Origin of the sequence: Mesorhizobium sp. M7A.F.Ce.TU.012.03.2.1 (assembly GCF_004006095.1) — a bacterium.
GTDB lineage: Bacteria > Pseudomonadota > Alphaproteobacteria > Rhizobiales > Rhizobiaceae > Mesorhizobium.
Window position 1 is genome coordinate 456,893 of record NZ_CP034779.1, and the last position, 25,248, is coordinate 482,140.

General features: G+C 63.2%; 20 protein-coding genes. 7 read left to right on the forward strand and 13 right to left on the reverse strand.

Translation table 11 applies throughout. The features are described from left to right. Positions 1-60 precede the first annotated feature (60 nt). Complete coding sequence (gene ppk2 / locus EJ079_RS02190; RefSeq protein WP_127807936.1) at positions 61-969, forward strand: polyphosphate kinase 2; 909 nt, start codon at positions 61-63, stop codon at positions 967-969. A gap of 53 nt (positions 970-1,022) precedes the next feature. Here the strand turns inward: ppk2 and EJ079_RS02195 are convergent, their stop codons facing one another. From EJ079_RS02195 to EJ079_RS02205, 3 genes are all read right to left on the reverse strand, one after another. Further along, entirely contained in the window at positions 1,023-1,772 is a 750-nt protein-coding gene (locus EJ079_RS02195; protein WP_013533649.1) for an enoyl-CoA hydratase-related protein, read from the reverse strand. 14 nt (positions 1,773-1,786) lie between these two features. Beyond that, the gene (locus tag EJ079_RS02200; protein WP_127807937.1) at positions 1,787-2,425 is read right to left on the reverse strand and encodes an acyl-homoserine-lactone synthase; all 639 of its coding nucleotides are present in this window, start codon (positions 2,423-2,425) and stop codon (positions 1,787-1,789) included. A gap of 96 nt (positions 2,426-2,521) precedes the next feature. Continuing rightward, a complete protein-coding gene (locus EJ079_RS02205; protein ID WP_127267150.1) occupies positions 2,522-3,253 on the reverse strand; it encodes a LuxR family transcriptional regulator in 732 nt (243 codons plus the stop codon). 248 nt (positions 3,254-3,501) lie between these two features. Between EJ079_RS02205 and EJ079_RS02210 the strand changes: the two genes are divergently transcribed. Then, positions 3,502-4,350 carry a transporter substrate-binding domain-containing protein gene (locus EJ079_RS02210; protein WP_127807938.1) on the forward strand — a complete coding sequence of 283 codons (849 nt, stop codon included), beginning with the start codon at positions 3,502-3,504 and terminating at the stop codon, positions 4,348-4,350. Between the two features lie 60 nt (positions 4,351-4,410). Here EJ079_RS02210 and EJ079_RS02215 read toward each other — a convergent pair whose 3' ends face one another. Further along, positions 4,411-4,818, reverse strand: coding sequence for a tellurite resistance TerB family protein (locus tag EJ079_RS02215; RefSeq protein WP_013533653.1), 408 nt, complete (start codon positions 4,816-4,818; stop codon positions 4,411-4,413). A gap of 165 nt (positions 4,819-4,983) precedes the next feature. On the opposite strand from EJ079_RS02215, the gene EJ079_RS02220 reads away from it, so the two are divergent. Next, positions 4,984-6,630, forward strand: a complete 1,647-nt coding sequence (locus EJ079_RS02220; RefSeq protein ID WP_127807939.1) for a lysine--tRNA ligase — start codon at positions 4,984-4,986, stop codon at positions 6,628-6,630. Here EJ079_RS02220 and EJ079_RS02225 read toward each other — a convergent pair. From EJ079_RS02225 to EJ079_RS02260, 8 genes are all read right to left on the reverse strand, one after another. Beyond that, complete coding sequence (locus EJ079_RS02225) at positions 6,596-7,447, reverse strand: thermonuclease family protein (protein WP_348629728.1); 852 nt, start codon at positions 7,445-7,447, stop codon at positions 6,596-6,598. The genes EJ079_RS02220 and EJ079_RS02225 overlap by 35 nt on opposite strands. A gap of 9 nt (positions 7,448-7,456) precedes the next feature. Then, a complete protein-coding gene (locus EJ079_RS02230) occupies positions 7,457-8,125 on the reverse strand; it encodes a helix-turn-helix transcriptional regulator (RefSeq protein ID WP_127268614.1) in 669 nt (222 codons plus the stop codon). 115 nt (positions 8,126-8,240) lie between these two features. Next, on the reverse strand, positions 8,241-8,795 hold the full coding sequence (locus EJ079_RS02235) for a thioesterase family protein (RefSeq protein WP_127807940.1): 555 nt from the start codon (positions 8,793-8,795) through the stop codon (positions 8,241-8,243). Positions 8,796-8,860: 65 nt separating this feature from the next. Next, positions 8,861-11,080 carry a 3-hydroxyacyl-CoA dehydrogenase NAD-binding domain-containing protein gene (locus EJ079_RS02240; protein ID WP_127807941.1) on the reverse strand — a complete coding sequence of 740 codons (2,220 nt, stop codon included), beginning with the start codon at positions 11,078-11,080 and terminating at the stop codon, positions 8,861-8,863. A 14-nt stretch (positions 11,081-11,094) separates the two neighbouring features. Next, a complete protein-coding gene (locus tag EJ079_RS02245) occupies positions 11,095-12,303 on the reverse strand; it encodes an acetyl-CoA C-acetyltransferase (RefSeq protein ID WP_127807942.1) in 1,209 nt (402 codons plus the stop codon). Positions 12,304-12,336: 33 nt separating this feature from the next. Beyond that, positions 12,337-13,506, reverse strand: coding sequence for an acyl-CoA dehydrogenase family protein (locus tag EJ079_RS02250; protein WP_127807943.1), 1,170 nt, complete (start codon positions 13,504-13,506; stop codon positions 12,337-12,339). 121 nt (positions 13,507-13,627) lie between these two features. Beyond that, entirely contained in the window at positions 13,628-15,418 is a 1,791-nt protein-coding gene (locus EJ079_RS02255; RefSeq protein ID WP_127807944.1) for an acyl-CoA dehydrogenase, read from the reverse strand. A 304-nt stretch (positions 15,419-15,722) separates the two neighbouring features. Beyond that, a complete protein-coding gene (locus EJ079_RS02260; RefSeq protein ID WP_127811260.1) occupies positions 15,723-16,181 on the reverse strand; it encodes a MerR family DNA-binding transcriptional regulator in 459 nt (152 codons plus the stop codon). A gap of 455 nt (positions 16,182-16,636) precedes the next feature. On the opposite strand from EJ079_RS02260, the gene EJ079_RS02265 reads away from it, so the two are divergent. The 4 genes from EJ079_RS02265 to EJ079_RS02280 all read left to right on the forward strand — a co-directional run bounded on the left by EJ079_RS02265 (position 16,637) and on the right by EJ079_RS02280 (position 24,076). After that, positions 16,637-20,644 carry a peptidoglycan-binding protein gene (locus EJ079_RS02265; RefSeq protein ID WP_127807945.1) on the forward strand — a complete coding sequence of 1,336 codons (4,008 nt, stop codon included), beginning with the start codon at positions 16,637-16,639 and terminating at the stop codon, positions 20,642-20,644. Between the two features lie 192 nt (positions 20,645-20,836). Further along, a complete protein-coding gene (locus EJ079_RS02270; protein WP_023811359.1) occupies positions 20,837-21,760 on the forward strand; it encodes a sulfite exporter TauE/SafE family protein in 924 nt (307 codons plus the stop codon). Further along, positions 21,760-22,551 (forward strand): TIGR02186 family protein, encoded by a 792-nt coding sequence (locus EJ079_RS02275; RefSeq protein WP_127807946.1) that lies wholly within the window; start codon positions 21,760-21,762, stop codon positions 22,549-22,551. The genes EJ079_RS02270 and EJ079_RS02275 overlap by 1 nt, the downstream gene beginning before the upstream one ends. 268 nt (positions 22,552-22,819) lie before the next feature. Next, a complete protein-coding gene (locus tag EJ079_RS02280; RefSeq protein WP_127267782.1) occupies positions 22,820-24,076 on the forward strand; it encodes an Hsp70 family protein in 1,257 nt (418 codons plus the stop codon). Between the two features lie 142 nt (positions 24,077-24,218). On the opposite strand, the gene EJ079_RS02285 is transcribed toward EJ079_RS02280, so the two are convergent. After that, complete coding sequence (locus EJ079_RS02285) at positions 24,219-25,109, reverse strand: LysR family transcriptional regulator (protein WP_127397067.1); 891 nt, start codon at positions 25,107-25,109, stop codon at positions 24,219-24,221. Positions 25,110-25,248 lie beyond the last annotated feature (139 nt).

Below are 25,248 nucleotides of genomic sequence, written 5' to 3' on the forward strand. Positions count from 1 at the left end.
GCGCGACGCTGTAGTGGCTCCCCATAGCATGAGTCCGGAAGCTGGAAAGGGTTCGTCTCGATGAAAAAAGCCAAAGAAAGTCCCGCCGCGCCAACTTCGGGGCCGCTGAAGATCAGGATCGGTGGCAAGGAGAGGGAGTTCGACATCGAGAATCCCGTGCTTCCCGACTGGGTCGAGGACAACAAGCTGACCGCTGGCGGCTATCCCTACGACAAGAAGATGAAAAGCGACGAGTATGACGAGATACTCGAGAAGCTGCAGATCGAGCTGGTCAAGGCGCAGGCTTGGCTGCAGTCGACCGGCAAACGGGTGATGGCGCTGTTCGAGGGCCGCGACGCTGCCGGCAAGGGCGGCACGATCTTCGTGGTGCGCCAGTACCTCAATCCGCGCACGGCACGCAACGTGGCGCTGACCAAGCCGACCCCGACCGAGCTTGGGCAATGGTACTACCAGCGCTATGTCGACCACTTCCCGACTTCAGGCGAATTCGTCACCTTCGACCGCTCCTGGTACAACCGCGCCGGTGTCGAGCCGGTGATGGGTTTCTGCACCCCGCAGCAGCACGAGCAGTTTCTCGACGAGACACCGCATTTCGAGCGGATGATCTCCAACGAGGGCATCCACTTCTTCAAATTCTGGCTGAACATCGGCCGGGAAACGCAGCTCGAGCGCTTCCATGACCGTCGCTACAGCCCGCTGAAGAGCTGGAAGTTTTCGCCCATCGACGTTGCAGGCATCACCAAGTGGGACGACTACACCAAGGTGCGCGACACCATGTTCGAGCGCACCCACAAGGAATTCGCGCCGTGGATCATCGTACGGGCCAATGACAAGCGGCGCGCGCGGCTGGCGATCATGCGGCGCATCCTGTCGTCTCTGCCCTATGAGGGGCGCGATCTCGAAATCATCGGCAAGGAAGATAAGAAGATCATCGGCGAAGGGCCGTCATTCCTCGGCAAGCAGGATTGACGCTTCCGCGCCGCGCGGCCTTGGCCGCGCGGCGCGGAACTTGAGGCTTTCGCTCAGGCCGCGAGCCGGGCGATGCGTTGCAATCGCCGCAGCGTGGTGTCGTCCTGCAGCGCCTGCTGGAAAAGCGAAATCTCCTGATCGATGCGGTCGCAGAGGGCCTCGGTGTTCCCTTTCAGCAGGCCGCGCGTCTGCAGCAAGGCGGCGACCGGCTTCTTGACGAGCTGTCTTGCCCGGCCGAGGGCCGCCTCCTCGACGGTGCCTCCCGGCACGATCTCCGCGACCAGGCCGAGCGCCCTGGCGTCCTCGGCGCGAAGCGTGTCGCCGAGGCAGAAGAAGCGGAAGGCACCGGCATAGCCGAGCTTCTGCGGCGCCAGGATGCTGGTCGCCGCGTCCGGCACCAGGCCGAAATCGACGAACGGCACCCTGAACGTGCTCTCATCGGACGCGATCACCATGTCGCAATGGAACAGGATGGTGCAGCCGACACCGACGGCATCGCCGTCGACGCAGGCAAGGATGGGCTTGGGAAACGTCGCCAGCGTGCGGAACAGGTCGGTGACGGCGGCAATCAGTTTCTGGTGCTTGGTGGCGTCGAGGAATTCGGAGAAGTCGCCGCCCAGACAGAAACAGCCTGCCAGGCCGCGCAGCACGACGACGCGAACCTCCTCATTGTCGGCGGCTTCATGGAAGGTCCTTGCCAGGCTTTCATAGGCTCTCCTGTCCAGCACCGGCCGGCCGTCGCTCGACGACACGGTGACGACCAGCGTGTGGTTGCGAAGTTCAGGTTGCGGGTGTGTGCTCATGGCTGTCTCCGATCTCATGACGCACGCCTTTGCCCGAGCATGTCAGGATATCCCCTGGCCAGCACGGGAGCAAAATGATTGCGGCGCGACCGCACCACATCGAGGGTGTGTTCGTTGAAGGTCAGCAAGGTGGCGACGACCTGCTGGTTGCCATAGGTGCGCTGATAGCCCAGCGGGGAAGCCAGGAAATGCAGTTGCAAGGCGCGCAGCACCCACATCGGCTCGAACTCGATGATCACCTTGTCGACGCCGCGCTTCAGCCCCCACTCGACGAAACCGGCAATCAGTTCGGTGCCGACGGTCGAAACGCCGCGACGGCCGTCACGAAAACCGGGAGCCACCGCGTAGCGGGTCAATTCCCAGATGTTTGGACCCGATGGCGGCGTTCCTTCGGAAAGATCGGTCAAGACCTCGGTCAGCAGATGTGGCCGCGTCGTCGGCAACATCCTCTGATAACCCGCCACTTCACCGCCCCTGATGACGATCTGATGGACCGCCTCGTCGTGATCGAACTGGTCAAGTTCGAGCCCGTCGGGACGCCTGAGGTCATCCCACCCCATCTCTTCGACGAATATCTTGTAGCGCAACCGATGGACGGCCTCCCAAAGGTCGGGACGTTCCATCAATTCCTGGGTTGTAAGGGAAAAAAGCATTCCGCCGTCTCCTGCGTTCAGAGGAAGATACGGCCGTGCTTTGATGAGAAAATTGCGTGATCGCGTAGGCAAAAATTCCAGGTCGGCACGGCCGACCTAACTAATGTAGCCGCGCCGTATCGCTTCCGCGACGGCCTGCACCCTGTTGACGGCACCTAGTTTGCTTTTGGCGTTAAGAAGATGTTTCTCCGAGGTGTGTTCGGAAATGCCGAGGATTTGCGAAATCTCCCATTCGGACTTGCCGACGGCGGCCCATTGCAGGCATTCGCGCTCGCGCGGCGTCAGCACGATATGATCGATGGTGTTGCTCGCCATGGTGTGGAGTTGCATGGCGCGGCCAACCGCATAGGTCGAGACCAGCGACACCTGGCCAAATTCGGCGGCGGACAATTCCACAGCCTCGCCGCCGAGCGACACCATGACGATCTGGCCGTCAAGCGTGATCAACGGAAAGGCCAACCCATCACGCAATTTGAAGGCGCCGGCATCGCCCATCACCTCGCCGCTGCTCTTGTCTATGCGGATGCCCTGCGACGCCTCGTGCCACTGGAAGGGCGCCTGCAACTGTTTCATGTGGCTGACGACCGGGTCGTGGTCGACATAGTTGCGCGCGACATAGCGCTCCAGCCACTCGCCCGGCCAATCGCAGAGAAGCACATGCTGCTTTTGCTGGCCGGCCGGCGTGCCTGGCTGCGGTACAGTTCCCGCCATCAGTGCGGTGAGGCCGAAATCCGATGTTATGCCCAGCAGCCTTTCACAGACCGCCGCCGCCGTCGCGGCGTGCTGCAGTTGGTCTATGTATTCCAGCGTGCGATCGAACTGACCCATCGCAACATCAACCCCATGTTGCCTCGTGCATTGCGGCCAATGATGCGTGCCTGATTTACACTTCGCCACCGACCACGGATTGCAAATCGCATACTTATTTTGTGGCTCCCTCTCACGAGGCGACCGAAGCTGATTTGCAAACCGGCTAAATCATATCCTGAAATCGGCGGGTTGAAATCAAAAACCATTGTGCCTGTACCATTTTCGTACCAAAACCGGTGCGAGCACGACTGTGGCGGAGTTTTATCTTGGCGTTCCGGTGGAGGTCCTTCGCCCTTGCGATGCTGATCGGCTTGCTGTCGTTCGCCGACGGCGCGCGCGCCGCGGCGCCTCAGGTTCCGGTGCTGTGGGATGCCAAGGAGCGGCTGCCCAAGCCAGACCTTTCGACGCTGCCCCGGCTGAGGTTCCTGACCACCACGGACTTCCCGCCCTTCAACTTCCTTGACGGCGCGGGAAAGCTGTCCGGCTTCCATATCGATCTGGCACGCGCCATCTGCGCCGAGCTTGGCATTGTCGAAAAATGCCAGATCCAGGCCCTGCCCTGGGCCGAGCTGGAAGGCGCACTGCGGAAAGGCGAAGGCGAGGCGATCATCGCCGGCATCGCCGCAACACCGGAATCGCGCGCGACCTACGCCTTCTCACGCTCCTATCTGCAGTTTCCAGCGCGCTTCATCATGCCGAAAGGCAAGGCGCTGACCGAGCCCATCTTTGACAAATTGCACGGCAAGCGTGTCGGCGTAATATCAGGCTCGGCGCATGGACGCATGCTGCGCGACTATTTCAACACGGTTCAGGTCGTCCCTTTCGACAGGCCGGAGGACCTCTATGCCGATCTCAAGGCCGGCAAGGTCGACGCCGCCTTCGGCGACGGCATGCGCCTGGCCTTCTGGCTGGGCGGCTCGGACGCGGCGGGCTGCTGCCGCTTTGCCGGCGGGCCCTATCTGGCGCCTGAATATCTGGGCTCGGGCATGGCCATTGCCACCAAAGCGGACAATCCGGCGCTGGCCGCCGCGATCGATTACGCGCTGCAGGAGATTTCGATGAAAGGCACGTTCGCCGAATTTTATCTGCGCTATTTCCCGGTCAGCTTTTTTTGATCCGGTTCCGGTCAGCTTTGCCGGCCTGACCTGAATCTCAACAGCGTCCGGCCAAGGACTTCAGGTCAGCGTGCGCAGCCTCGCCTTGGCCGCGCGGCCGATGGCAGCAACCGTCAGCGTGTCGAGATCGAGCTGACGCCGGATCAGCTGCAGCACCCGTACCTCTTCCATGCGCATTTCGAGGTCAACGGCGGCAACCTCGAAGGCAGCGGCATAGGCGGTGTCGCGCAGCCGCTCAGGCAAGACCTCGGCGACTTCAGCCAGCACACCCTCCAGCCCGTCCTTTTCGTGCAGGCGCTTCTGGCAGTCCTGGGCAACGCCGACCAGCCTGTCGTGGTTGAAGTCCTCGAACACCGGCCAGGAGCGGACGACCTCGCCGATCCGCGCCAGTTCGACATCGGTCATGTCGCGGTCGGAGGCCGAGGTGATGACCATCAGATAGATCAGGGCTTCATGGGGTGTCGGCAATTTTTTCTCCTTGAACCGGGCCTCGAAGTTAGGAACGCCCATTCTGCACCGCAAGGAAAAAGCGCCGCACGCGTTGACGCTCCGGCGCTGCACGCCTAGAGACCGGTTGAAAAAGCCTTGCCGCGGCCCGTCTTCGGGCCGGCAAATGATTTGGAAAACTGTGACATGACGGGATCAAACATCATCGATCTCAACCCCGAGCTGCTGGCGGCTGCGACCGAAAGCAAGGCGTGGCCGTTCGAAGAGGCCAAAAAGATCATCGAGCGCTACAAAAGCGCCGACTTCCCGCAAACAGTCCTGTTCGAGACCGGTTACGGACCGTCCGGCCTGCCGCATATCGGCACGTTCGGCGAGGTGGCGCGCACCTCGATGGTGCGCCATGCCTTCCGTGTCCTGACGCAGGATAAGGTCGCGACCAAGCTGCTGTGCTTTTCCGACGATATGGACGGCATGCGCAAGATACCCGACAGCGTGCCGGACCGCGCCGCACTCGAGCCGCATCTGCACAAGCCGCTGTCGTCGGTCCCCAACCCCTTCGGCGGCGACTATGCCAGCTTCGCCGACCACAACAACGCGATGCTTTGCCGCTTCCTCGACACGTTCGGCTTCGACTACGAGTTCGCCAGCGCGACGCAATACTACAAGTCCGGCCGTTTCGATGCGATGCTCAAGCGCGCCGCCGAACGCTATGAGCAGATCATGGCGGTGATGCTGCCGACGCTCGGGCCTGAGCGGCAGGCGACCTACAGCCCGTTCCTGCCGATCTCGCCGAAGAGCGGCCGCGTGCTTTACGTGCCGATGAAGCATGTCGACGCCAAGGCCGGCACCATCACCTTCGACGACGAGGGCACCGAGACCACGCTTTCGATCACCGGCGGCCGCGTGAAGCTGCAGTGGAAGCCGGATTTCGGCATGCGCTGGGCAGCGCTTGGCGTCGATTTCGAAATGTTCGGCAAGGACCACCAGACCAATGCGGTGGTCTACGACCGCATCTGCAACATTCTGGGCGGACGGGCGCCGGAGCATTTCGTCTACGAACTGTTCCTCGATGAGAACGGCCAGAAGATTTCGAAGTCGAAAGGCAACGGGCTGACCATCGACGAGTGGCTGACCTATGCGCCGACCGAAAGCCTGGGGCTCTACATGTACCAGCGGCCGCGGCAGGCCAAGAAGCTGTATTTCGACGTCATCCCGCGGGCCGTGGACGAATACTATACGTTCCTCGCCGCCTATCCCCGGCAGGACTGGAAGGAACGGCTGGGCAACCCGGTCTGGCATATGCATGACGGCAACCCGCCCGCGATCGACATGCCGGTGCCGTTCTCGCTGCTGCTCAATCTGGTCAGCGCCTCCAACGCGCAGAACAAGGATGTGCTGTGGGGGTTCATTTCACGTCATACGCAAGGCGTGACGCCAAAGACGCATCCCGAGCTCGACCGGCTGGTCGGCCATGCGATCCGCTATTTCGACGATTTCGTGAAGCCGACGAAAACCTTCCGGCCTGCCGACGAGGTCGAGCGCGAGGCGCTGGCAGCCCTCGACGAAGCGCTTGGGGCGCTGCCGGCCGACGCCAACGGCGAAGCGATCCAGAACGCCTCGCTCAACGTCGCGCGCAGGATCGAGCGCTATCAGGATCATTCCAAGCAGAGCCCGGAGGGTGGCCCCGGCGTATCGGGCGCCTTCTTCCAGATGATCTATCAGGTGCTGATCGGCCAGGAGCGCGGCCCGCGCTTCGGCTCGTTCGCAGCGCTCTACGGCGTTGCCGAGACACGTGCGCTCATTGAGCGGGCGCTGGCTGGTCAGCTGGCTTGAGCACGCCGTCGACCTCTTCCAGGATCGAACCCGGCGCCTGAGGCGCCTGGCGTGGCGCGGCCGGCATCGCCGGCATGCCGGACAGATCGGGCGCCGATCCGAAAATGCCCTTCTTCGCCGTGCGTGCCATGTCGCCAGCCTCGACATAGGGTCCGCCCTTGGCGGCGCGCGCCCAGCCATTTTCGACCAGCCACTGACCGACATCCTGCTTGCCGATCCGGCACTCGGCTGCGATCAGGTCGCGGCCACCTTCCGGCGGCACGGTGCAGACCACCGCGCGGCCGCGCAGGAAGGCGCGGAACGCCGTCCGCGCCCGGACACCGCACGGCCAGGGCTTGCCGTCCTCGCTGCAGGTCTCATCCTGCCTGACGATATCGATGCCGGAAACCGCGACCGAGTAGCCCTTAGCCTCGATCAGTCCGGCGGCCGGCGCAACCGGCTGGAACAGCTTTGTGCCGTTCCAGTCGTCGGGCATTTTCGGCTTGGGCGGCACGGCCAGCGCGAGCTTGCTCAACGGCTCGCGCGGCTCGACCCGTTCAAGCCCCTCGGCGGGCAGTTCCGGGGGCGCGACGATTTCGGGATCGATCGCCCTCGAATGCGGCGCCGGCTTTGGCGGCTGCGGGGCTGCTATGGCCGATGTGGCCGGCTCCTGCGGCACCGTCCCGGCAGCCTGCTGCGCCATCGTATCGGCGCCCGGATCAAGCTGGTCCACCGTGATGACGCTGTCGCTTCCCTTCAACGTGCGACCGCCGGCGACGACCATGGCCGCCATCACCGAGACCATCAGAACCGCCAGGGCATGACGAAGGAGCCGCACCAGCCGGACCTACTGGCTAGCCCAGACAATCCGCGCCACCCACTCGACATCGCGCATGGGAATGTCGCGGTCGGGATGATCGGGATTGAGCGAGACCAGCGCAATCGACTTGACGGTCTGGCGCTCGAGCACCTTGGCCATCACCTCGCCTGATGTGGTCTTGACGACGACGCGATCGCCCTTGCGGGTGACGGCGCCCGGTTCGACGATGAGGACGTCGCCATTGCGGTAGAGCGGCAGCATGGAATCGCCTTGCACCTGCAGCGCGTAGGAACTCTCGGTCGATTGCGCCGGCAGTTCGATCAGATCCCAACCCTGCCCGACTGGAAAGCCGGCATCGTCGAAGAAGCCGCCGGCGCCGGCTTGGGCAAAGCCGAGCAACGGCACGGAGCTTCTGCGGGCGACCGAAGCGGCATGGCTGGTCGAAGCACCATTGCTGATCCCGGGCCGGCCTTCGATCAGACCGGTGAATTCGTCGAGTGAGGCGCCCGTCGCCTCGATGATCTTGGCCAGCGATTCGGTCGAGGGCCAGCGTGGTCGGCCATCCGACGACAAACGCTTCGACTTGTTGAAGGCAGTGGAATCGAGCCCCGCACGCTTGGCCAAACCCGAGGCCGAAAGCGAATAACGCTTGGCAAGAGCATCGATGGCAGCCCAGACTCGGTCGTGCGAGAGCATGCTCGCTCTCCTTCGGTGCAGGAAAAAATACCTTTCCCTTCTAGTCTTGGAATGTCGTTTTGTCCACCGGTCGTGGAGTGGTTGCAAACGTTTCCGTCGATCGCGGAAAGTCCGACTACCGGGATCGATCGACGCCCTTGGCCAAGCTGCGCAGACCCTGGTGCGATGTCATGAAAATCCGCTCCGTTTGCGTCGGTGGCCGCGGGTTCACGGCACGACCAAGTGCCGCAACGACCTCGCCAATCTCAAGAAAGTTGCGAGCCTTGCGATCGTAGACGCCGGCTGTCGTCAGGATCAACGCGGCCGTCTCGCCATTGTCGAGGACGAAGCGGTGCTTGCCGACAACCTGGGTGCCTTCCCAGGTCTCGATCGAGGACACCACTTCGAAGCGGCGCCACAGCCTGATCTCGCGTGCATAGACCGCTTGTAGTCCGCCCATCATCGGCGCCCAGCCATTCTTCCTTGCCAGCGTGATGAGGCCTGCACGAACAAACAGGTCGATGCGGCCGAGATCGGCCAGCATCATGTAGCGCGCATTGTTGAGATGGATGTTGAAATCGATGTCGGTCGGCAGGCAGCGGAAAGCCAGCCGGCCTTCGCCGCCCATCACATAGGGGCCACGGCTGTGTGCCGTGGCCATCATGCGCACCATGCGCGCCCAGACATACATTACAGCGCCCCATGTCCTCTTGGACGCGCAAAGGTCGCTGCAAGACGCTTGATTTTGCCCATGCGTCAGGCTGCCTGCTTCACGTCGCCTTTCGCATAGGGATCGAAGCGCTGGTAAAAGGTCTCGCCTTTCTCGGCCATGTCGAGCAGCAGCTTGGGTGCCTTGAACTCGGCGCCGTATTTCTTCTGCAGGTTCTTGGCGATCTTGACGAACGCCTTGGCGCCGATGCCGTCGATGTAGGACAGCGCACCGCCGGTGTAGGGCGCGAAGCCGAAAGCGAGGATCGAGCCGACATCGGCCTCGCGCGGGTCGGTGACGATGCCTTCTTCCATCACCCGCGCCGCTTCCAGCGCGATGGTGACCAGCAGCCGCTGCTGCAGTTCCCCATAATCGACCTTCTCGGGTGCAAGCTGCGGATAGAGCCCCCTGAGGCCCGGCCACAGCTTCTTCTTGGCGGGCTTTGCCGGGTAATCGTAAAAACCCTTGCCGTTCTTGCGGCCGAAGCGGCCGTGATCGTCGACCATGGCGTTGATCAGCGCCATCTGCTTGGGATCGACCGCCTTGTCGCCCAGATCCCTGATGGTCTGCTTCATGATCTTCTGGGCAAGGTCGATGGCCGTCTCGTCGGTCAGCGCCAGGGGGCCGACCGGCATGCCTGCCGCCTTCGCCGCGTTCTCGATCATCGGCGCGGGAACGCCTTCGATCAGCATCTTGTAGGCTTCCGACATGTAGCGCAGCACGCAGCGATTGACGTAGAAGCCGCGCGTGTCGTTGACGACGATCGGCGTCTTCTTGATGGCGCGAACGAAGTCGATGGCGGTGGCCAGCGCCTTGTCGCCGGTCTTCTTGCCCAAAATGATCTCGACCAGCATCATCTTGTCGACCGGCGAGAAGAAATGGATGCCGATAAAGTTTTTCGGCCGCGCAGAATTCTTCGCCAGGCCGGTGATCGGAATGGTCGAGGTGTTCGACGCGAAGATCGCCGATGGCTTCAGCACGGCTTCCGCCTGTTCGGTGGCGCTCTTCTTCACGCTCGAATCCTCGAAAACGGCCTCGACCACCAGATCGCAGCCGGCAAGGTCGGCATAGTCCGCCGTCGGCGTGATCAGCGACAGCAGTTTGTCCTTGTCCTCCGGCTTGGCGCGGCCCTTCTTGACCTGATCCGAGATCAGGCCGTCGGAATGCGCCTTGCCCTTGGCAGCCGACTCCAGATCACGGTCGAGCAGCACCACCGGGATGCCGGCCTTGGCGGTGACATAGGCGATGCCCGCGCCCATGAAGCCGGCGCCGAGAATGCCGATCTTCTTGAACTTGGTTTCGGGCACGCCGGCCGGGCGGCGGGCGCCCTTGTTCAGTTCCTGCAGCGACACGAACAACGAGCGGATCATCGCCGCCGCTTCCCTGGTCTGCATGATCTCGGTGAAATAGCGCTGCTCGATGCGCAAACCGGTGTCGAACGGCACCAGCAGGCCTTCATAGACGCATTTGAGGATCGCGGCGGCGGCCGGATAGTTGCCGTAAGTCTCACGACGCAGGATGGCGATGGCCGGCGGCCACAGATTGAAGCCGGCGGGCGAATAGATCTGGCCGCCGGGCAGCTTGAAACCTTTCTCGTCCCATGGCGCCACCGGCTTCAGGCCATTCCTGATCATCGCCTTGGCGGTCTCGACGAGCCTGGCCGGCTCGGCGATCTCATGGATCAGGCCCATAGACTTGGCCTTCTGCGGCGACAGTGTCTGGCCCGAGGTCAGCATCTGCAGCGCTTGCTGCTGATCGGTCAGCCGCGGCACGCGCTGGGTGCCGCCTGCGCCCGGGAAGATGCCGATCTTCACCTCGGGAAGCGCCATCTTCACCTTGTCGCTGTCGGCGGCGACACGGCCGTGGCAGGCGAGCGACAATTCGAAGGCGCCGCCCATGCAGGTGCCGTTGATCGCCGACACCCACGGCTTTCCGCAAGTTTCCAGCTTGCGGAACAGGCCGGTCATCATGCCGGCATTGTCGAACAGCGCCTTGGTCGCCCTTTCGGCGTCCTTGCCTTTTTCCGCGGCGAAGGTCGTCAGCATCTTCTGCAGCAGGGTGATGTCGGCACCGCCGGAGAAGGTGTCCTTGCCGGAGGTGATCACTGCGCCCTTGATGGCGGCGTCACCAGCCACCTTGTCGACAATGGCGTTCAATTCCCGCATCGCCTCTTCGGTGAAGACGTTCATCGAGCGGCCAGGCATGTCCCAGGTGACCAGCGCAATGCCGTCGGCGTCGATGTCGAGGGTGAAATTGGTGTAGCTCATCGTTTCTCTCCCCGTCAGACGCGTTCGATGATGGTTGCGGTCCCCATGCCGGCGCCGATGCACAGCGTCACCAGAGCCGTGTTGAGATCGCGGCGCTCGAGTTCGTCCAGCACCGTGCCGAAGATCATCGCGCCGGTGGCGCCGAGCGGATGACCCATGGCGATAGCGCCGCCATTGACGTTGATCCTGTCGTGATCGATGTCGAACGCCTGCATGTAGCGCAGCACCACCGAAGCGAAGGCTTCGTTGAGCTCGAACAGGTCGATGTCCGAGAGCTTCATCTTGGCGCGCTTCAACAGCTTCTCGGTGACGTCGACCGGGCCGGTCAGCATCAGCACCGGCTCGGAGCCGATGTTGGCGAAGGTGCGAATTCGCGCGCGCGGCTTCAGCCCCATCGCCTTGCCCGCCTTCTTCGAACCGAGCAGCACGGCGGCGGCGCCGTCGACGATGCCGGACGAATTGCCGGCATGATGGACGTGATTGACCTCTTCCACCTCAGGGTGCTTCTGCACTGCGACGGCATCGAAGCCGCCCATTTCGCCTGGCATGACGAAGGACGGGTTGAGCGAGGCCAGCGACTGCATGTCGGTCGATGGGCGCATATGTTCGTCATGGTCGAGGATGGTCAGGCCGTTCTGGTCCTTGATCGGGATGACGGAGTTCTTGAACCGGCCATCGGCCCAGGATTTGGCGGCGCGCTTCTGGCTCTCGACCGCATAGGCGTCGACGTCGTCTCTGCTGAAGCCGTATTTGGTGGCGATCAGGTCGGCCGAGATGCCTTGCGGCACGAACCAGCCGGGCAGGCCTACGGACGGATCCATGAACCAGGCACCGCCGGAGGCGCCCATGCCGACACGCGACATCGATTCGACGCCGCCGGCAATGACGATCTCATCGGCGCCCTGGGCGATCTTGGCGGCGCCGAAATTGATGGCGTCGAGCCCGGAAGCGCAGAAGCGTGAGATCTGCATGCCGGGCGCCTTGGTGTCGTAGCCGGCCTCGAAGGCGGCGGCGCGCGGAATGACCGAACCGGCTTCGCCGACCGGATCGACGCAGCCGAAGATGATGTCATCGACAGTGCCGGTGTCGAGCCCATTGCGATCGCGCAGCGCCTCAAGCGTCTTGGCGGCAAGCCGCACCGCCGGCACCTCGTGCAGCGATCCGTCCTTCTTGCCCTTGCCGCGCGGTGTGCGCACGGCGTCATAGACATAAGCTTCAGCCATTTGCTTGCTCCTTGGGTTTGCCTGATGTCGCTCTCAGAGAGAGCGGCCGATCAGCAATTTCATGATCTCGTTGGTGCCGCCGTAGATGCGCTGGACGCGGGCGTCGCGGAACATGCGGGCGATCGGGTATTCATTCATGTAGCCATAGCCGCCATGCAGTTGAAGGCATTCGTCGACGACTTTTCCCTGCAGGTCGCTGAGCCAGTACTTGGCCATCGACGCGGTCACAGGATCGAGGCCGCCGGCGATGTGGCGGGTGACGCAATCATTGTAGAAGACGCGGCCGACGGTGGCCTCGGTCTTGAGTTCGGCCAGCGTGAACTGGGTGTTCTGGAAATCGATGATCGCCTTGCCGAACGCCTTGCGTTCCTTGACATAATCAATGGTCAGCGCCAGCGCCCGCTCGATCATGGCAATGGCGCCGGTGCCGATCTGCAGCCGCTCCTGCGGCAATTGCTGCATCAGTTGGACGAAGCCCTGCCCTTCCTCGTGGCCGAGCAGGTTGGAGGTCGGCACGCGCATGTCGTTGAAGAACAACTCCGACGTGTCGTTGGCCTTGAGCCCGATCTTGTCGAGGTTGCGGCCGCGCTGAAAACCTTCGACCTCGTCGGTCTCGACGACGATCAGCGAGGTGCCCTTGGCGCCCTTCTCCGGATCGGTCTTGGTGACGACGATGATGAAGTTCGCAAGCTGGCCGTTGGTGATGAAGGTCTTGGAACCATTGATCTTGTATTGGTTACCATCCTTCTGCGCCCGCGTCTTGACGCCCTGCAGGTCGGACCCGGCGCCAGGCTCGGTCATGGCGATGGCGCCGATCAGCTCGCCGGTCGCCAGCTTCGGCAGCCATTTCTTCTTCTGCTCCTCGGAGCCATAGTGGAGGATGTAAGGGGCGACGATCGAATTGTGCAGGCCGATGCCGAAACCGTCGACGCCGACATGGCCGATGGCCTCGATGATGGCGCTCTCATGCGCGAAGGTGCCGCCGGAGCCGCCATATTCCTCCGGCATAGAGGCGCAGAGCAGGCCGGCGGAGCCTGCCTTCAGCCAACTCTCGCGATCGACCATCTCGTTCTTCTCGAACTCGTCGTAGCGCGGCGCGATCTCCTCCGACATGAAGCGATGCGCCATGTCGTAGAGCATGCCGACCTCGTCCGCCGCCCAAGCGGGCTTCGGAAGGCCAAGGATTTCAGCTGGGTTGGTCATGCTGGTATGATACTCCTCCCGACATGCATCATCGAAACTGAGGCCGGCGCACTGCCGCAGCGACCCCTCCCGACCCTTCGGGCCACCCTCCCCTCAAGGGGGAGGAGGACGCCGATCATCTTTAGAACGCTTCCGCCGGCAGTGCCATCAATGTGTCGGCGCCGCTCGAAATGCGGGCGAGATGCGCCGACGTCTCCGGCATGATCCGCTCCATGAAGAAGCGCCCCGTCACGACCTTGTTGTCGTAAAAAGATTGCGCGCCATTGGCGTCCGTCTTGCCAAGTGCCACCTTGGCCATCTGCGCCCACATATAGCCCAGAGCGACCAGGCCGAAGAGATGCATGTAGTCGGTCGAGGCGGCACCGGCATTGTCGGGCTTGGCCATGCCGTTCTGCACCAGCCACATGGTGGCGGCCTGCAAATCGTTGAGACCTTTCTTCAGCGCCTTGGTGAATGGCGCCATCTTCTCGTCGGAGCGGTTCTCCTCGCAGAACTCACCGACCTCCTTGAAGAAGGCCTGCACGGCGCGGCCGCCATTCAGGCCGAGTTTGCGGCCGACGAGGTCGAGCGCCTGGATGCCGTTGGCGCCTTCATAGATCATGGCGATGCGGGCATCGCGCACGAACTGGCTCATGCCGTGCTCTTCGATATAACCGTGACCGCCGAACACCTGCTGCGCCATGACGGCGTGGTCGAAGCCCTTGTCCGTGAGCACGCCCTTGACCACCGGTGTCATCAGGCCGGTGTAATCGTCGGCGGCCTGGCGGTCCTTGTCGTCGCCGGAGCGGTGGGCAATGTCGGACTTGATCGCCGTCCACAGCGCCAGCGCGCGGCCGGCCTCGTTGAAGGCTTTCATGGTCATCAGGCTGCGGCGGATGTCGGGATGGACGATGATCGGGTCGGCCTTCTTGTCCGGCGCCCTCGGCCCCGACAATGAGCGGCCCTGCAAACGGTCCTTGGCGTAGCCGACAGCGTTCTGATAGGCGATCTCCGACAGCGACAGCCCCTGCAGTCCCACACCAAGGCGCGCCTCGTTCATCATCGTGAACATCGCCTTCAGGCCGCCATTGGCCTCGCCGAGCAGCGTGCCCTCAGCCTCGTCATAGTTCATGACGCAGGTCGAATTGCCATGGATGCCCATCTTCTCCTCGATCGAGCCGCAGGAGACGGTGTTCCTGGTGCCCGGATTGCCCGACGGGTCGAGCTTGAGCTTCGGCACGATGAACAGCGAGATGCCCTTGACGCCTTCCGGCGCACCCTCGATGCGGGCCAGAACCAGATGGACGATGTTGTCCGACATGTCGTGTTCGCCGGCCGAGATGAAGATCTTCTGGCCTGAAATTTTATAGGTGCCATCGCCGTTCGGCACCGCCTTGGTCCGCAACAGGCCCAGATCCGTGCCGCAATGCGGCTCGGTCAGGTTCATGGTGCCGGTCCAGGCACCCTCGATCATCCTCGGCAACCATGTTGACTTCTGCTCGTCGGTGCCGTGGGTGATGATCGCGGCGATCGCGCCTTGCGTCAGGCCCGGATACATCATCAAGGACATATTGGCCGAGACCATATATTCGGCGACGGCGGTATGCACGGCATAGGGCAGGCCCTGGCCGCCGAACTCGACTGGTGCGGCCAACCCCATCCAGCCGCCTTCGCGATACTGGTCGAAGGCCTCCTTGAAGCCTTTCGGCGTGGTCACCGAGCCATCGTCGTGACGCACACAGCCTTCCATGTCGCCGACACGGTTCAGCGGATGCATGACGTTTTCGGCGAGCTTGGCGCCTTCGGCCAGGATCGCCTCGAGCACATCGGGCGTGGCGTCGGCAAATCCGGGAAGGTTCGAATAACGCTGATAACCCAGAACCTCGTTGAGCACGAACAGCGTGTCCTGGACCGGAGCCCTGTATGTCGGCATGCTTTTTCTCCACCCTGCAAACCCGGTCCGAATGCCCCGAAGACAAGCCAGGGGCGGCATGCGGACCCATATTGGGAGCGGGATAGCAAAAATTGACGTTTGCGTAAACGTCAATTTTTTCGATGCGACAAGATTCCCCGCCCACTGGAGCAATGAGCGTAGCGGCGCGACGTTGCGCAAGCCAGCGCCGAAAGGCCATGAGAGTGGGCCAGGACAACGAAAAGCCGCGTGGCAGGCCACGCGGCTCGACAGAACTCAGACAATCAGCAGACGACTTGGTCTGCCGCAAATCCGAACGGTTGTTTTAGCTGGCGGCGCTCGCCTGCGGCGCCGAACGCTCGCTCAGCATCTGGCGCACCGCCGACATCGAGCCGCTCAGCTCGTTGATGGCGTCGTCGATCAGCGCCCTTTGCTTCTGCAGGCGGGCAAGCTGCTTTTCTGACTTGTCCAGCGCGAGCTTGAGCTGCTTGGTGTTTGAACCGGTCGGATCGTAGAGATCCATCATCTGCTTGACGTCACGCAGCGAGAACCCGACCTTGCGGCCGAGCAGGATCAGCTTGAGGCGGGCCTTGTCGCGGCGCGTGTAGAGACGGGTCGACCCGTCACGCTGCGGGTTGAGCAGGCCTTTGTCTTCGTAGAAACGCAGCGTGCGCAGCGTCACTCCATATTTTTTCGCCATCTCGCCGATGCGGACGAGGTCCTCGCCGGCTTCGGCAGATATATTGGTATTGGCCGCGGTCTCGCCGGCCGAGATAAGCTTCATGGTCACTGGCTTTCCCCGTCTGGTGGCGTCGCGGTCTCGGACCGTGCGTCGCCTGACTGGAAGCGGGGGCCTGCTTCCAGTCGTGGTTTCAACAAACAAATCGCAAACATGCGCCCAATGCGCCTTTTACGTTTACGTCAATTCTATACCGATTGCCGCATGATGACGCAAGGGCGTTCTGCGCGCCGCCCTTTATGCCGCACCGTCAGGCCGGCAGCCGGCATCCTTTCAATTTCTTAAGTTTGGTTAACGCGTTGTTTACCACGTTGGGGGAAATGTGGGCGCGTCGGCTACCCGTGTTTATCCTGTATCGAATTTTTCACGGTTTTTCGGAGCGCGGGCGAGAGCCCGGGAAGCTCGTCTTCCGCCGCGGCATCGCCGCCGGTCGCCTTCGTTCCGATAGGGACCTGGGGGAACTGGCCGCGAGCCAGCCATTCTGAAAGACGGACGCACCGATGAACAGCAAGCGGTCCTATCTCGACACACTCAATGCCGGCAGGCAGCGCAGGCCGCAGACCACGCTCGAGCAGTTGAACCAGTCGCTGGAGACACTGGAGCAGCGGCTGGAGCGGACGCGCGAGGATCCGGTGGCACGTCCCGAACTCCGCCAACCCGATCCACGCCAATATGGTGCCGATGCGCGCTATCCCGCAGCCCGGCCCGCTGGCCAGCAGCGCTGGTACGAGGACCCGCAGCCCGCGTTGCGTCCGAAGAGCCCGATTCAGGGAGCCGCCGCTTTCGAGCAGAACTATCAGGCCATTGCCCGCGACATTGATCGCGTGCGCGGCCAGGAGGACGGCGTTGCCATGGTCGGCAAGATCGCCGGCGAATTGCGCGGCATGCGCGAGGAATTGCGCCACCAGATGACCGCAGGCCTGCAGCGGGAATTCGAAGCGCTGCGCAAGGACATCGAGCGGGCTTTCCAGTCAGGGGCAAGGCCCGGTGCTTCGGCCAAGGGCAGTGCTGAACTCGGTCTTGAGTTCGAGCGGCTTTCGGGCGCCATCCAGACACTGGCCGAGAAGAGCGACGACAGAAGCGTCAACATGCTGCGGCTCGAACTCGAACAGGTCAAAGCCGCACTCGAAACGCTGGCACGCGAAGAGAGCGTGCAGAAGGTCGACCGCCGCTGGGACGATTTCGATCGCCGCTGGACGGCGTTCGAAGACCGCGTCGACGCCGACCAGCGCAAGCGGTCGGACGACCCGGGCCTGTCTGCTCTGACCGCCCGGCTGGAGCAGATCAGCAATGCCGTCAACAATTTGCCGGAATCGTTGTCGCTGCGATCGCTGGAGGAGAAGGTGCGCACGCTTGCCGGCGCTGTCGACCATTTCGCCAGCCACCAGGACAATCGCGGCAGCGACACGCTTGGCATGATCGACGAGCGGCTGGATGAGATTTCCCGCGCCATCGTCGCATCCACGGTCGCCGCGCAAGCCAATTCATTCGACCACGAGGCTTTCGAGCGCATCGAGAGGCGGATCGACTCGCTTGCCAGCCAGATCGAGGAAGTGGCGCAGGATCGTCCAGGCAACGCAGTCATGGACCGGCTGAGCACGCTGTCCGGTCGGGTCGACGAACTCGCCGGTCGCGCCAATCTGCCGGAGCAGGCGATGGAGCGCCTGGCCAAGCAGATCGCACTCATCGCCGACAAGATCGACCAGGCACCAGCCATGCCTGACGCCGACTACATCTTCCATGGGCTGGAGCAGCGCTTCGACGTGCTGTCGAGCATGATGGAACGCCGCCAGGGTGACGCCATCGAACAGGGCAACATGCTGTTCCGCGATCTCGAGCGCAGGCTGGATGAGGTTGCCGACAGGCTCGACCAACGCATGCCGCAGATCGACAGCGCCGGCATCATGGACGCCATCGATGCCCGCTTTACGGCGCTCGCCAAGCGTATGGAAACGCGTGTACCGGATCCCGCGGGCGAAGCCGCAATCCGCGGCCTGGAGAGCCGGCTCGAAGACATTTCAAGCCGGCTGGATGCGTCGGCCGCGCAGGTGGCCGGCATCGATCCGGCGCTGATCCGCAGCCTGGAAGCACAGGTTGCCGGCCTGTCCGCCCATCTTTCCAGGCCCAGCACCCCGCTGCCGGAATTCGAGGACATCAGCCCGCGTCTCAACGAAATTGAAAAGTCGCTCGCAGGAACCCGCGATTCCATCCTTGGCGCAGCGCGCGAAGCCGCCGAGAACGCAGTCCAATCGCTGGCCGGTTCGAGCGCCAATACGACCGCGGTTTCCGGCCTCGCCCAGGATTTGAAGACGCTTGAAACGCTTACGCGGCGCTCCGACGAGCGCAATTCGAGAACGTTCGAGGCCATCCACGACACGTTGCTCAAGATCGTCGACCGGCTGGGCTCGCTCGAACCCGGCGAGCCGGTCGAGGCGATGAGCGAATTGCTGGACGCGGCACCGGTCGAGCCGAGCAACTGGCGCGGCGCGCGGCGACCCAAGATGGCCGTGGACGCGCCATCGATGGATATCGATCAGCCCCTGCCATTGACTGGGGACTTGGCCGATCGCGATGGCCGTGCCGCCGCCATCCTGCGCAACGAGCCGGGTGCTCGTAGCGATCTGGGCGGCCTGGGTATGGGAACGCGCACGCCGGCCGAAGCCGCAGCGGCTGCGGCCATGGCTGCTCTCGGCTCCGACACAATTGTCGAGAAGAACGAACAGTCGGGCGGCCGCAGGTCGATGTTCGGCGGACTGGCCCGCGCCTTCAAGGGCAAGAAGGAGGCGGACATCCCGCCACTGGCCGGCTCGGCGCCGAGTGCCCCGATCCCGAGCGTCGATCTCGACGAACCGCTCGATCCGAAAATGGCCAACCGGCCGCTGGAGCCCGGTTCCGGCGCACCTGACCTCAACGCCATCATGAAGCGCGTGCGCGACGAGCGCGGCCAGCCGGCCAAGCCCAGCGACACCGACGCCGCGAAGTCGGATTTCATCGCCGCTGCCCGGCGCGCGGCGCAGGCCGCGGCCGCCGAGGCCGATGCGCTGAAGCGCCAGTCGACGGTGACCGGACCGGTGAAGGCACTGCGGATCGGCGACCTGCTCAAGGCACGGCGCAAGCCGATCCTGATGGGGACAACCGCGATCCTGCTGGCGCTGGGCGCCCTGCAACTGGGCAAGGCCTTCTTCGCCGATCCGGCCCAGGTGGCGAGCAACGATGTTGCGCCGATCGTCGCCTCACAGCCGGTGCAGACCGCCTCGCTCGATCCCGCCGGCCAACCTAAGATGGACGCGCAGCCCGCGGCAGTGGAAAGTGCGCCTGACCACACCGTCAGGCAGGCCGAGCCGTCCGCACCGGCAACCAAGGACGACATGGCCGCGCAAAGCATGATTGCCACGCCGCCAGGCGCCGAGCCGTCGATGAGTGCCGCGCCGACCGCAGAGCCGGTTCCCGCGCCCGTCGCCTCGGTTACATCGGCTGATGCGAACCAAGCGGTGTCTGGGGAGACAGCCTCGGCTGCGCCGGCCTCGACCGTTCCGGTCGCCGCGGAAGCTGCCGACACCGGCGCCCAGCCTATGGCGGCTGAGCCGATCACCGCCAAGGACACCACGGGCGCGGTCCCCCCAGCGGACGCCTCGCCGGCGATGACGACGAAGTTCGACATTCCCGCTGACGCCGGCCCGGCCGCCTTGCGCGATGCCGCCGCCAGCGGCGACGCCAAGGCGCTGTTCGAAATCGGCTCGCGCTATGCCGAGTCACGCGGCGTCAAGGAAGACATGGCGGCAGCCGCCAAATGGTACGAGAAATCGGCGGAACTCGGCTTCGCGCCGGCCGAATACCGCATCGGAAACTTCTACGAAAAGGGCATCGGCGTCGCGCGCGACATCAAGAAGGCGAAGACCTGGTACCAGCTTTCCGCAGCACAGGGCAACGCCAGCGGCATGCACAATCTGGCCGTATTGTTCGCCATGGCGGCAGACGGCGTGACCGACAATGAATCGGCCGCGCACTGGTTCCAGGCGGCCGCCGACGTCGGCGTCAAGGACAGCCAGTTCAATCTCGGCATCCTCGCCGCCAAGGGCGTCGGCATGAAGCAGAACCTCGAGGAATCCTACAAATGGTTCGCGCTCGTCGCCAAGACCGGCGACAAGGATGCCGCTGCCAAGCGTGACGAGATCGCCAATGCGCTGCGGCCCGAGCAGCTCGAACGCGCCCGCGCCGCGACCGAACTGTGGAAGGCCAAGCCGCTGGATGCAGCGGCCAATTCGGCCGACATTCCCGAGTCCTGGCAGGACGGCACACCGCAGACGACAGCCAGCATCGACATGAAGAAAGCCGTCCAGAACATCCAGCGCATTCTCAACAAGAACGGCTACGACGCCGGCGGCGCCGACGGCAAGATGGGCCAGAAGACGAAGACCGCGATCATGGCTTTCCAGACCGACAACAAGATGCCGGCGACCGGCGAAGTCGATGAAAAACTGGTCAAGGCACTGCTGGCGCGCAAATAACGGCAGAGGCGTCGTTTCCACGACGCCCTTGCCACACATTCGCCTGTTAACTGATTGAGATGTTTTTTGTTTCGGTGGCGTAGCGCGGTTTGACTTCGCAGCACCTCCGGCGCAAGAACGAATTGGCTTGTCGGGCCAAGATGCCCGCAACGGTTGCATTCGCCGACAGGCAGAACTGATCGAGACTGACGGGTGGGCATCTATCTCCCGATCGCGGAAATTTCCGTCAATATCTTCGTCCTGCTGGCCATGGGCGCGGCGGTGGGTTTCCTGTCGGGCATGTTCGGCGTCGGCGGTGGCTTCCTCATCACGCCGCTGCTGATCTTCTACAACATACCCCCGGCGATCGCGGTCGCCACGGGCGCCAACCAGGTCATCGCCTCCTCCGTCTCCGGCGTCCTTTCGCACATGAAGCGAGGGACGCTCGACTTCAAGCTCGGCGGGGTATTGCTGGCCGGCGGCATTGTCGGTTCCACCGGCGGCATCTACGTCTTCGCCTTCCTGCGCAGGCTCGGCCAGCTCGACCTGTTCATCTCGTTGCTCTACGTCGTGCTGCTCGGCACCGTCGGCGGGCTGATGCTGGTCGAAAGCGTCAATGCGCTGCGCGCCACGCGCAGCGGTGCGGCGCCGGTGCTGAAGAAATCCGGCCAGCACAACTGGATCCACCGCTTGCCGCTGAAGATGCGGTTCAGGGCGTCAAAACTGTTCGTCAGCGTCATCCCCGTCCTTGGCCTTGGCGCCGGCATCGGCTTCCTGTCGTCGATCATGGGCGTCGGCGGCGGCTTCATCATGGTGCCGGCACTGATCTATCTGCTGAAAGTGCCGACCAACGTCGTCATCGGCACCTCGCTGTTCCAGATCATCTTCACCTCCGCCTATACGACGCTGGTCCACGCCACCACCAACCAGACGGTCGACGTCGTGCTGGCCTTCCTGCTGATGGCGGGCGGCGTCGCCGGTGCGCAGTACGGCGCCAAGGCAGGCCAGCGGCTGCGCGGCGAGCAACTCAGGGCCTTGCTGGCGCTGCTGGTGCTGGCGGTGGCGATACGATTGGCGATCGATCTTTTCGTCACCCCGCCCAACCTCTATTCGCTGTCTGCCGCGGGCCTCAACTGATGATGGCTCGCAACACATTCGCAACCGCCATTGTCCTGACGCTGCTTGCGGCCGCCGTGCCGGCGAAGGCACAGGTCCCGCTGACCGAAGGCATCCAGATCGGTCTCTCCACCGATAATGTCTCGATCACCGCCGGCTTTTCCGGGGCCGACCTGACCATTTTCGGTTCGCTGGAAAACCCGGATCCACTTGTCGCGCGCCAAGGCCGTTACGACGTCATCGTCGTGCTCGAAGGTCCGCCCAAACCGGTGGTGGTGCGCCGCAAGGACAGGGTGCTAGGCGTCTGGGTCAATCTGGATTCCGAGACCTTCGAGAACGTGCCGGTCTCCTATTCGGTGGCGACGACGCGGCCGCTACAGGACATCACCGAACCCAACAGCTACAAGCAGCTGTCGCTCGGCGCCTCCAACCTCTACATGCAGCCCGCCGATGCCGGCGACAGCCCGGCGACGATCGAGGAGTTCACGGCGGCACTGCGGGAGCGCAAGTCGGCGACCGGCCTCTACAGCGAGAATGTCGGCGGCGTGCAATTCCTGTCGCAGAACCTTTTCCGCGCCACAGTGAGGCTGGCGCCAAATGTGCCAGTTGGAACCCATAAAGCCCGCGCGTTCCTGTTCAAGAGCGGCTTGTTCATCAAGGAAAGCTCGGCCCAGCTCGAAATCCGCAAATCCGGTTTCGAACAGTCGATCTTCCGTGTCGCCCACAATTATTCCTTTCTCTACGGCGTCTTCGCGATATCGCTGGCCATGCTGACCGGCTGGCTCGGAAGGCTGATCTTCCGGCGGGATTAATGCATGTCGCCCAAAAGTGGCCCGGTTTTGGGCGAGCGACATGCATCGAATCAAGACCTGAAGTGCGTCGCGTGAATCCACTCAAACGCGACGCACTTCAGAATTTTTCCCGAAAAGTGGTTTCCCTTTACCGGGGCATGCGGTAGACCGCGCTCCCCAGCCAAATGGCAGACACAAACAATTCGGTTCGGCAGCGCAGCCCGTCCCCGGGCAGCGCGCGATTTCTCGGCGCCTGTCGGCTCGCCGACGACAAATACAGGAACTTGTCATGCGACCAGCCTTCGGCGGCATCGACTTCGGCACTTCGAACTCCACCGTTGGCGTGGTCCGCAACGGGCAGCCGCGCCTCGTCGCCTTGGAGGACGGCCAGGTGACACTGCCCAGTGCCGTGTTCTTCAACTTCGAGGACAACCGCACCTGCTTTGGCCGTCACGCCATCGCCAACTACACCGACAGCATCGAAGGCCGGCTGATGCGTTCGCTGAAGAGCGTGCTCGGCAGTTCGCTGGCCCATGAAAAGACCCGCATCAAATCGCGGTCGATCGGCTTCATGGACATCGTCGGCATGTTCCTCGGACATCTCAAGATGAGGCTGGAAGCAGATGCCGGCGATACGGTCGAGACCGTCGTTCTTGGCCGGCCGGTGCAATTCGTCGACGACGATGCCGAGGCCGACGCGAAGGCGCAAAGCGAACTCGAGAACGCCGCCCGTGGCCAGGGCTTCAAGCACATCGCTTTCCAGTTCGAGCCGATCGCGGCGGCGCTCGACTACGAACAAAAGGTGACATGCGAGGAACTGGCGCTGATCATCGATATGGGCGGCGGCACGTCGGACTTCTCGATCGTGCGCGTCTCGCCGCAGCGCTCCCGCTCGCTCGACCGCAAGGACGACATCCTGGCCAGCCGAGGCGTCCATATCGGCGGTACGGATTTCGACCGGCTGCTGAGCATCGCCCATGTGATGCCGCAACTCGGCTATTTGACGCCGACCAAGGACGGCAAGCGCAATCTGCCGGCAAGCTACTTCATCGACCTCGCGACATGGCAGCGCATCAACCTGGTCTACACCGCCAAGGCGATGACGCATCTGCGCCAGATCCGCTACGAGGCCGAGCGCGCCGACCTGGTCGACCGTTTCATCCACATCGTCGAACACCGCTATGGACACGCGCTGGCCGCACTTGTCGAAAAAGCCAAGATAGAGCTGACCGACAGGTCATCCGCAGAGGTCGTGGTGAAGCTGCCGGGTGCGGAGTTCGCCGCCGAAATCACGCGCAACGGGCTGGATGCCACGATCGCCAGGGACATCGAGCGGGTCACGGCGACGGTAGCGCAGACCATCCGGGACGCTGAGGTGAAGCCATCCGATATCACCGCGGTGTTCCTGACCGGCGGATCGACCGCGATCCCGCTGGCAAGGCGAGAAATCCTGTCGCTGGTGCCGCAGGCATCCGTCATCGAAGGCGACATGTTCGGCTCGGTCGGACTTGGCCTGGCGCTGGATGCGCAGCGAAAGTTCGGTTGACCGGGTCCATTGATATTCAGGATGCCGGCCTGCAAGTGGCTGATACCTGCGCTTCCGGTGCTCACGTACTTTAAGTACGCTCCGCTCCGGTTCTCGGCATCAGCCATTTTCGACTCGGCCTGACCTGAATCTCAGCGAACCCTCACCGTTGATCCGACGTACCCAGATGCGCCTTGAGCGCCATCTGGGCCAGGCTTGCCTGGCGATCGCGATGGGTGATCATGGCGAAGTCGCGTTTCGGCAAGTCGAGCGGCACCGATTTGAGACTGCCTTCGGCGACGGCGCGCGCCACGACAAGTTCGGAAATGATGGTGGCGCCGGCCCCCGCCTCGACGGCCTGGCGAATAGCTTCATTGCTCGGCAGCACCAGGAATATCTGGAGGTCGGCGAGCGAAATCCCTTCGTGGCGCGCCAGATCCTCCAGCACCTCGCGCGTACCCGAACCACCCTCGCGGATGATCCAGCGCAGGCCCGTGATGTCAGGGCGGCCGGGCGCGATTTCGGGGATCTCCGGATGCGCGCTGGCAACCACCAGGATCAGCCTGTCGACGTCGACCTTGGTGCGGCGCAATATGTCGGACTCGGTGCGCCCCTCCACCAGGCCGAGATCCGCCGCGCCATCGAGGACATTGGCCTCGACCTGCCTGGTGTTGCCGATGGAGACGCTCAGCCTGACGGCCGGATAGGCTTCGTGGAAGGAAGCCAGCCGGCGCGGCAGCCAGTAGCTGGCGATGGTCTGGCTGGCGGCGATCGAGAGGCTGCCGGTGACGGTCTGCGAGACATGCTCCAGCACATTGCGCGCGGCGGCGGCCCGCTCGAGCACGGCCTTGGCCTCGGGCAGGAACCGGTGGCCGGTCTGGGCAAGCTCGATGTTGCGGCCGACGCGGTTGAACAGGTGGACGCCGTGCTGTTCTTCAAGCGCCCGGATGGCGGCCGATGCGGCCGACTGCGAAATGCCCAGCAATTCAGCCGCCTTGGTCATATGGCCGCGCTCGGCGACGGCGACGAAAATGCGCAACTGGTCCAGGGTCATGTCTGTATTAAGAATCAATATCGATCGAATTTACAAGAACAACTGATTAGACGGATCGATAGCTTTATTCTAAGTTTCCTCGTGAAGTTAGAAAAAATTCGCCGAGAGATCGCAGAGAGCAGAATGATCGGGCGGTTCA

Coding starts and splice junctions, on each gene's coding strand:
- EJ079_RS02250 (WP_127807943.1), bottom strand. CDS start 13,506: ATGACCAACCCAGCTGAAATCCTTGGCCTTCCGAAGCCCGCTTGGGCG.
- EJ079_RS02255 (WP_127807944.1), bottom strand. CDS start 15,418: ATGCCGACATACAGGGCTCCGGTCCAGGACACGCTGTTCGTGCTCAAC.
- EJ079_RS02220 (WP_127807939.1), top strand. CDS start 4,984: ATGACGGGATCAAACATCATCGATCTCAACCCCGAGCTGCTGGCGGCT.
- EJ079_RS02235 (WP_127807940.1), bottom strand. CDS start 8,795: ATGTATGTCTGGGCGCGCATGGTGCGCATGATGGCCACGGCACACAGC.
- EJ079_RS02230 (WP_127268614.1), bottom strand. CDS start 8,125: ATGCTCTCGCACGACCGAGTCTGGGCTGCCATCGATGCTCTTGCCAAG.
- EJ079_RS02280 (WP_127267782.1), top strand. CDS start 22,820: ATGCGACCAGCCTTCGGCGGCATCGACTTCGGCACTTCGAACTCCACC.
- EJ079_RS02275 (WP_127807946.1), top strand. CDS start 21,760: ATGATGGCTCGCAACACATTCGCAACCGCCATTGTCCTGACGCTGCTT.
- EJ079_RS02205 (WP_127267150.1), bottom strand. CDS start 3,253: ATGGGTCAGTTCGATCGCACGCTGGAATACATAGACCAACTGCAGCAC.
- EJ079_RS02260 (WP_127811260.1), bottom strand. CDS start 16,181: ATGAAGCTTATCTCGGCCGGCGAGACCGCGGCCAATACCAATATATCT.
- EJ079_RS02245 (WP_127807942.1), bottom strand. CDS start 12,303: ATGGCTGAAGCTTATGTCTATGACGCCGTGCGCACACCGCGCGGCAAG.
- EJ079_RS02200 (WP_127807937.1), bottom strand. CDS start 2,425: ATGCTTTTTTCCCTTACAACCCAGGAATTGATGGAACGTCCCGACCTT.
- EJ079_RS02285 (WP_127397067.1), bottom strand. CDS start 25,109: ATGACCCTGGACCAGTTGCGCATTTTCGTCGCCGTCGCCGAGCGCGGC.
- EJ079_RS02265 (WP_127807945.1), top strand. CDS start 16,637: ATGAACAGCAAGCGGTCCTATCTCGACACACTCAATGCCGGCAGGCAG.
- EJ079_RS02240 (WP_127807941.1), bottom strand. CDS start 11,080: ATGAGCTACACCAATTTCACCCTCGACATCGACGCCGACGGCATTGCG.
- EJ079_RS02195 (WP_013533649.1), bottom strand. CDS start 1,772: ATGAGCACACACCCGCAACCTGAACTTCGCAACCACACGCTGGTCGTC.
- ppk2 (WP_127807936.1), top strand. CDS start 61: ATGAAAAAAGCCAAAGAAAGTCCCGCCGCGCCAACTTCGGGGCCGCTG.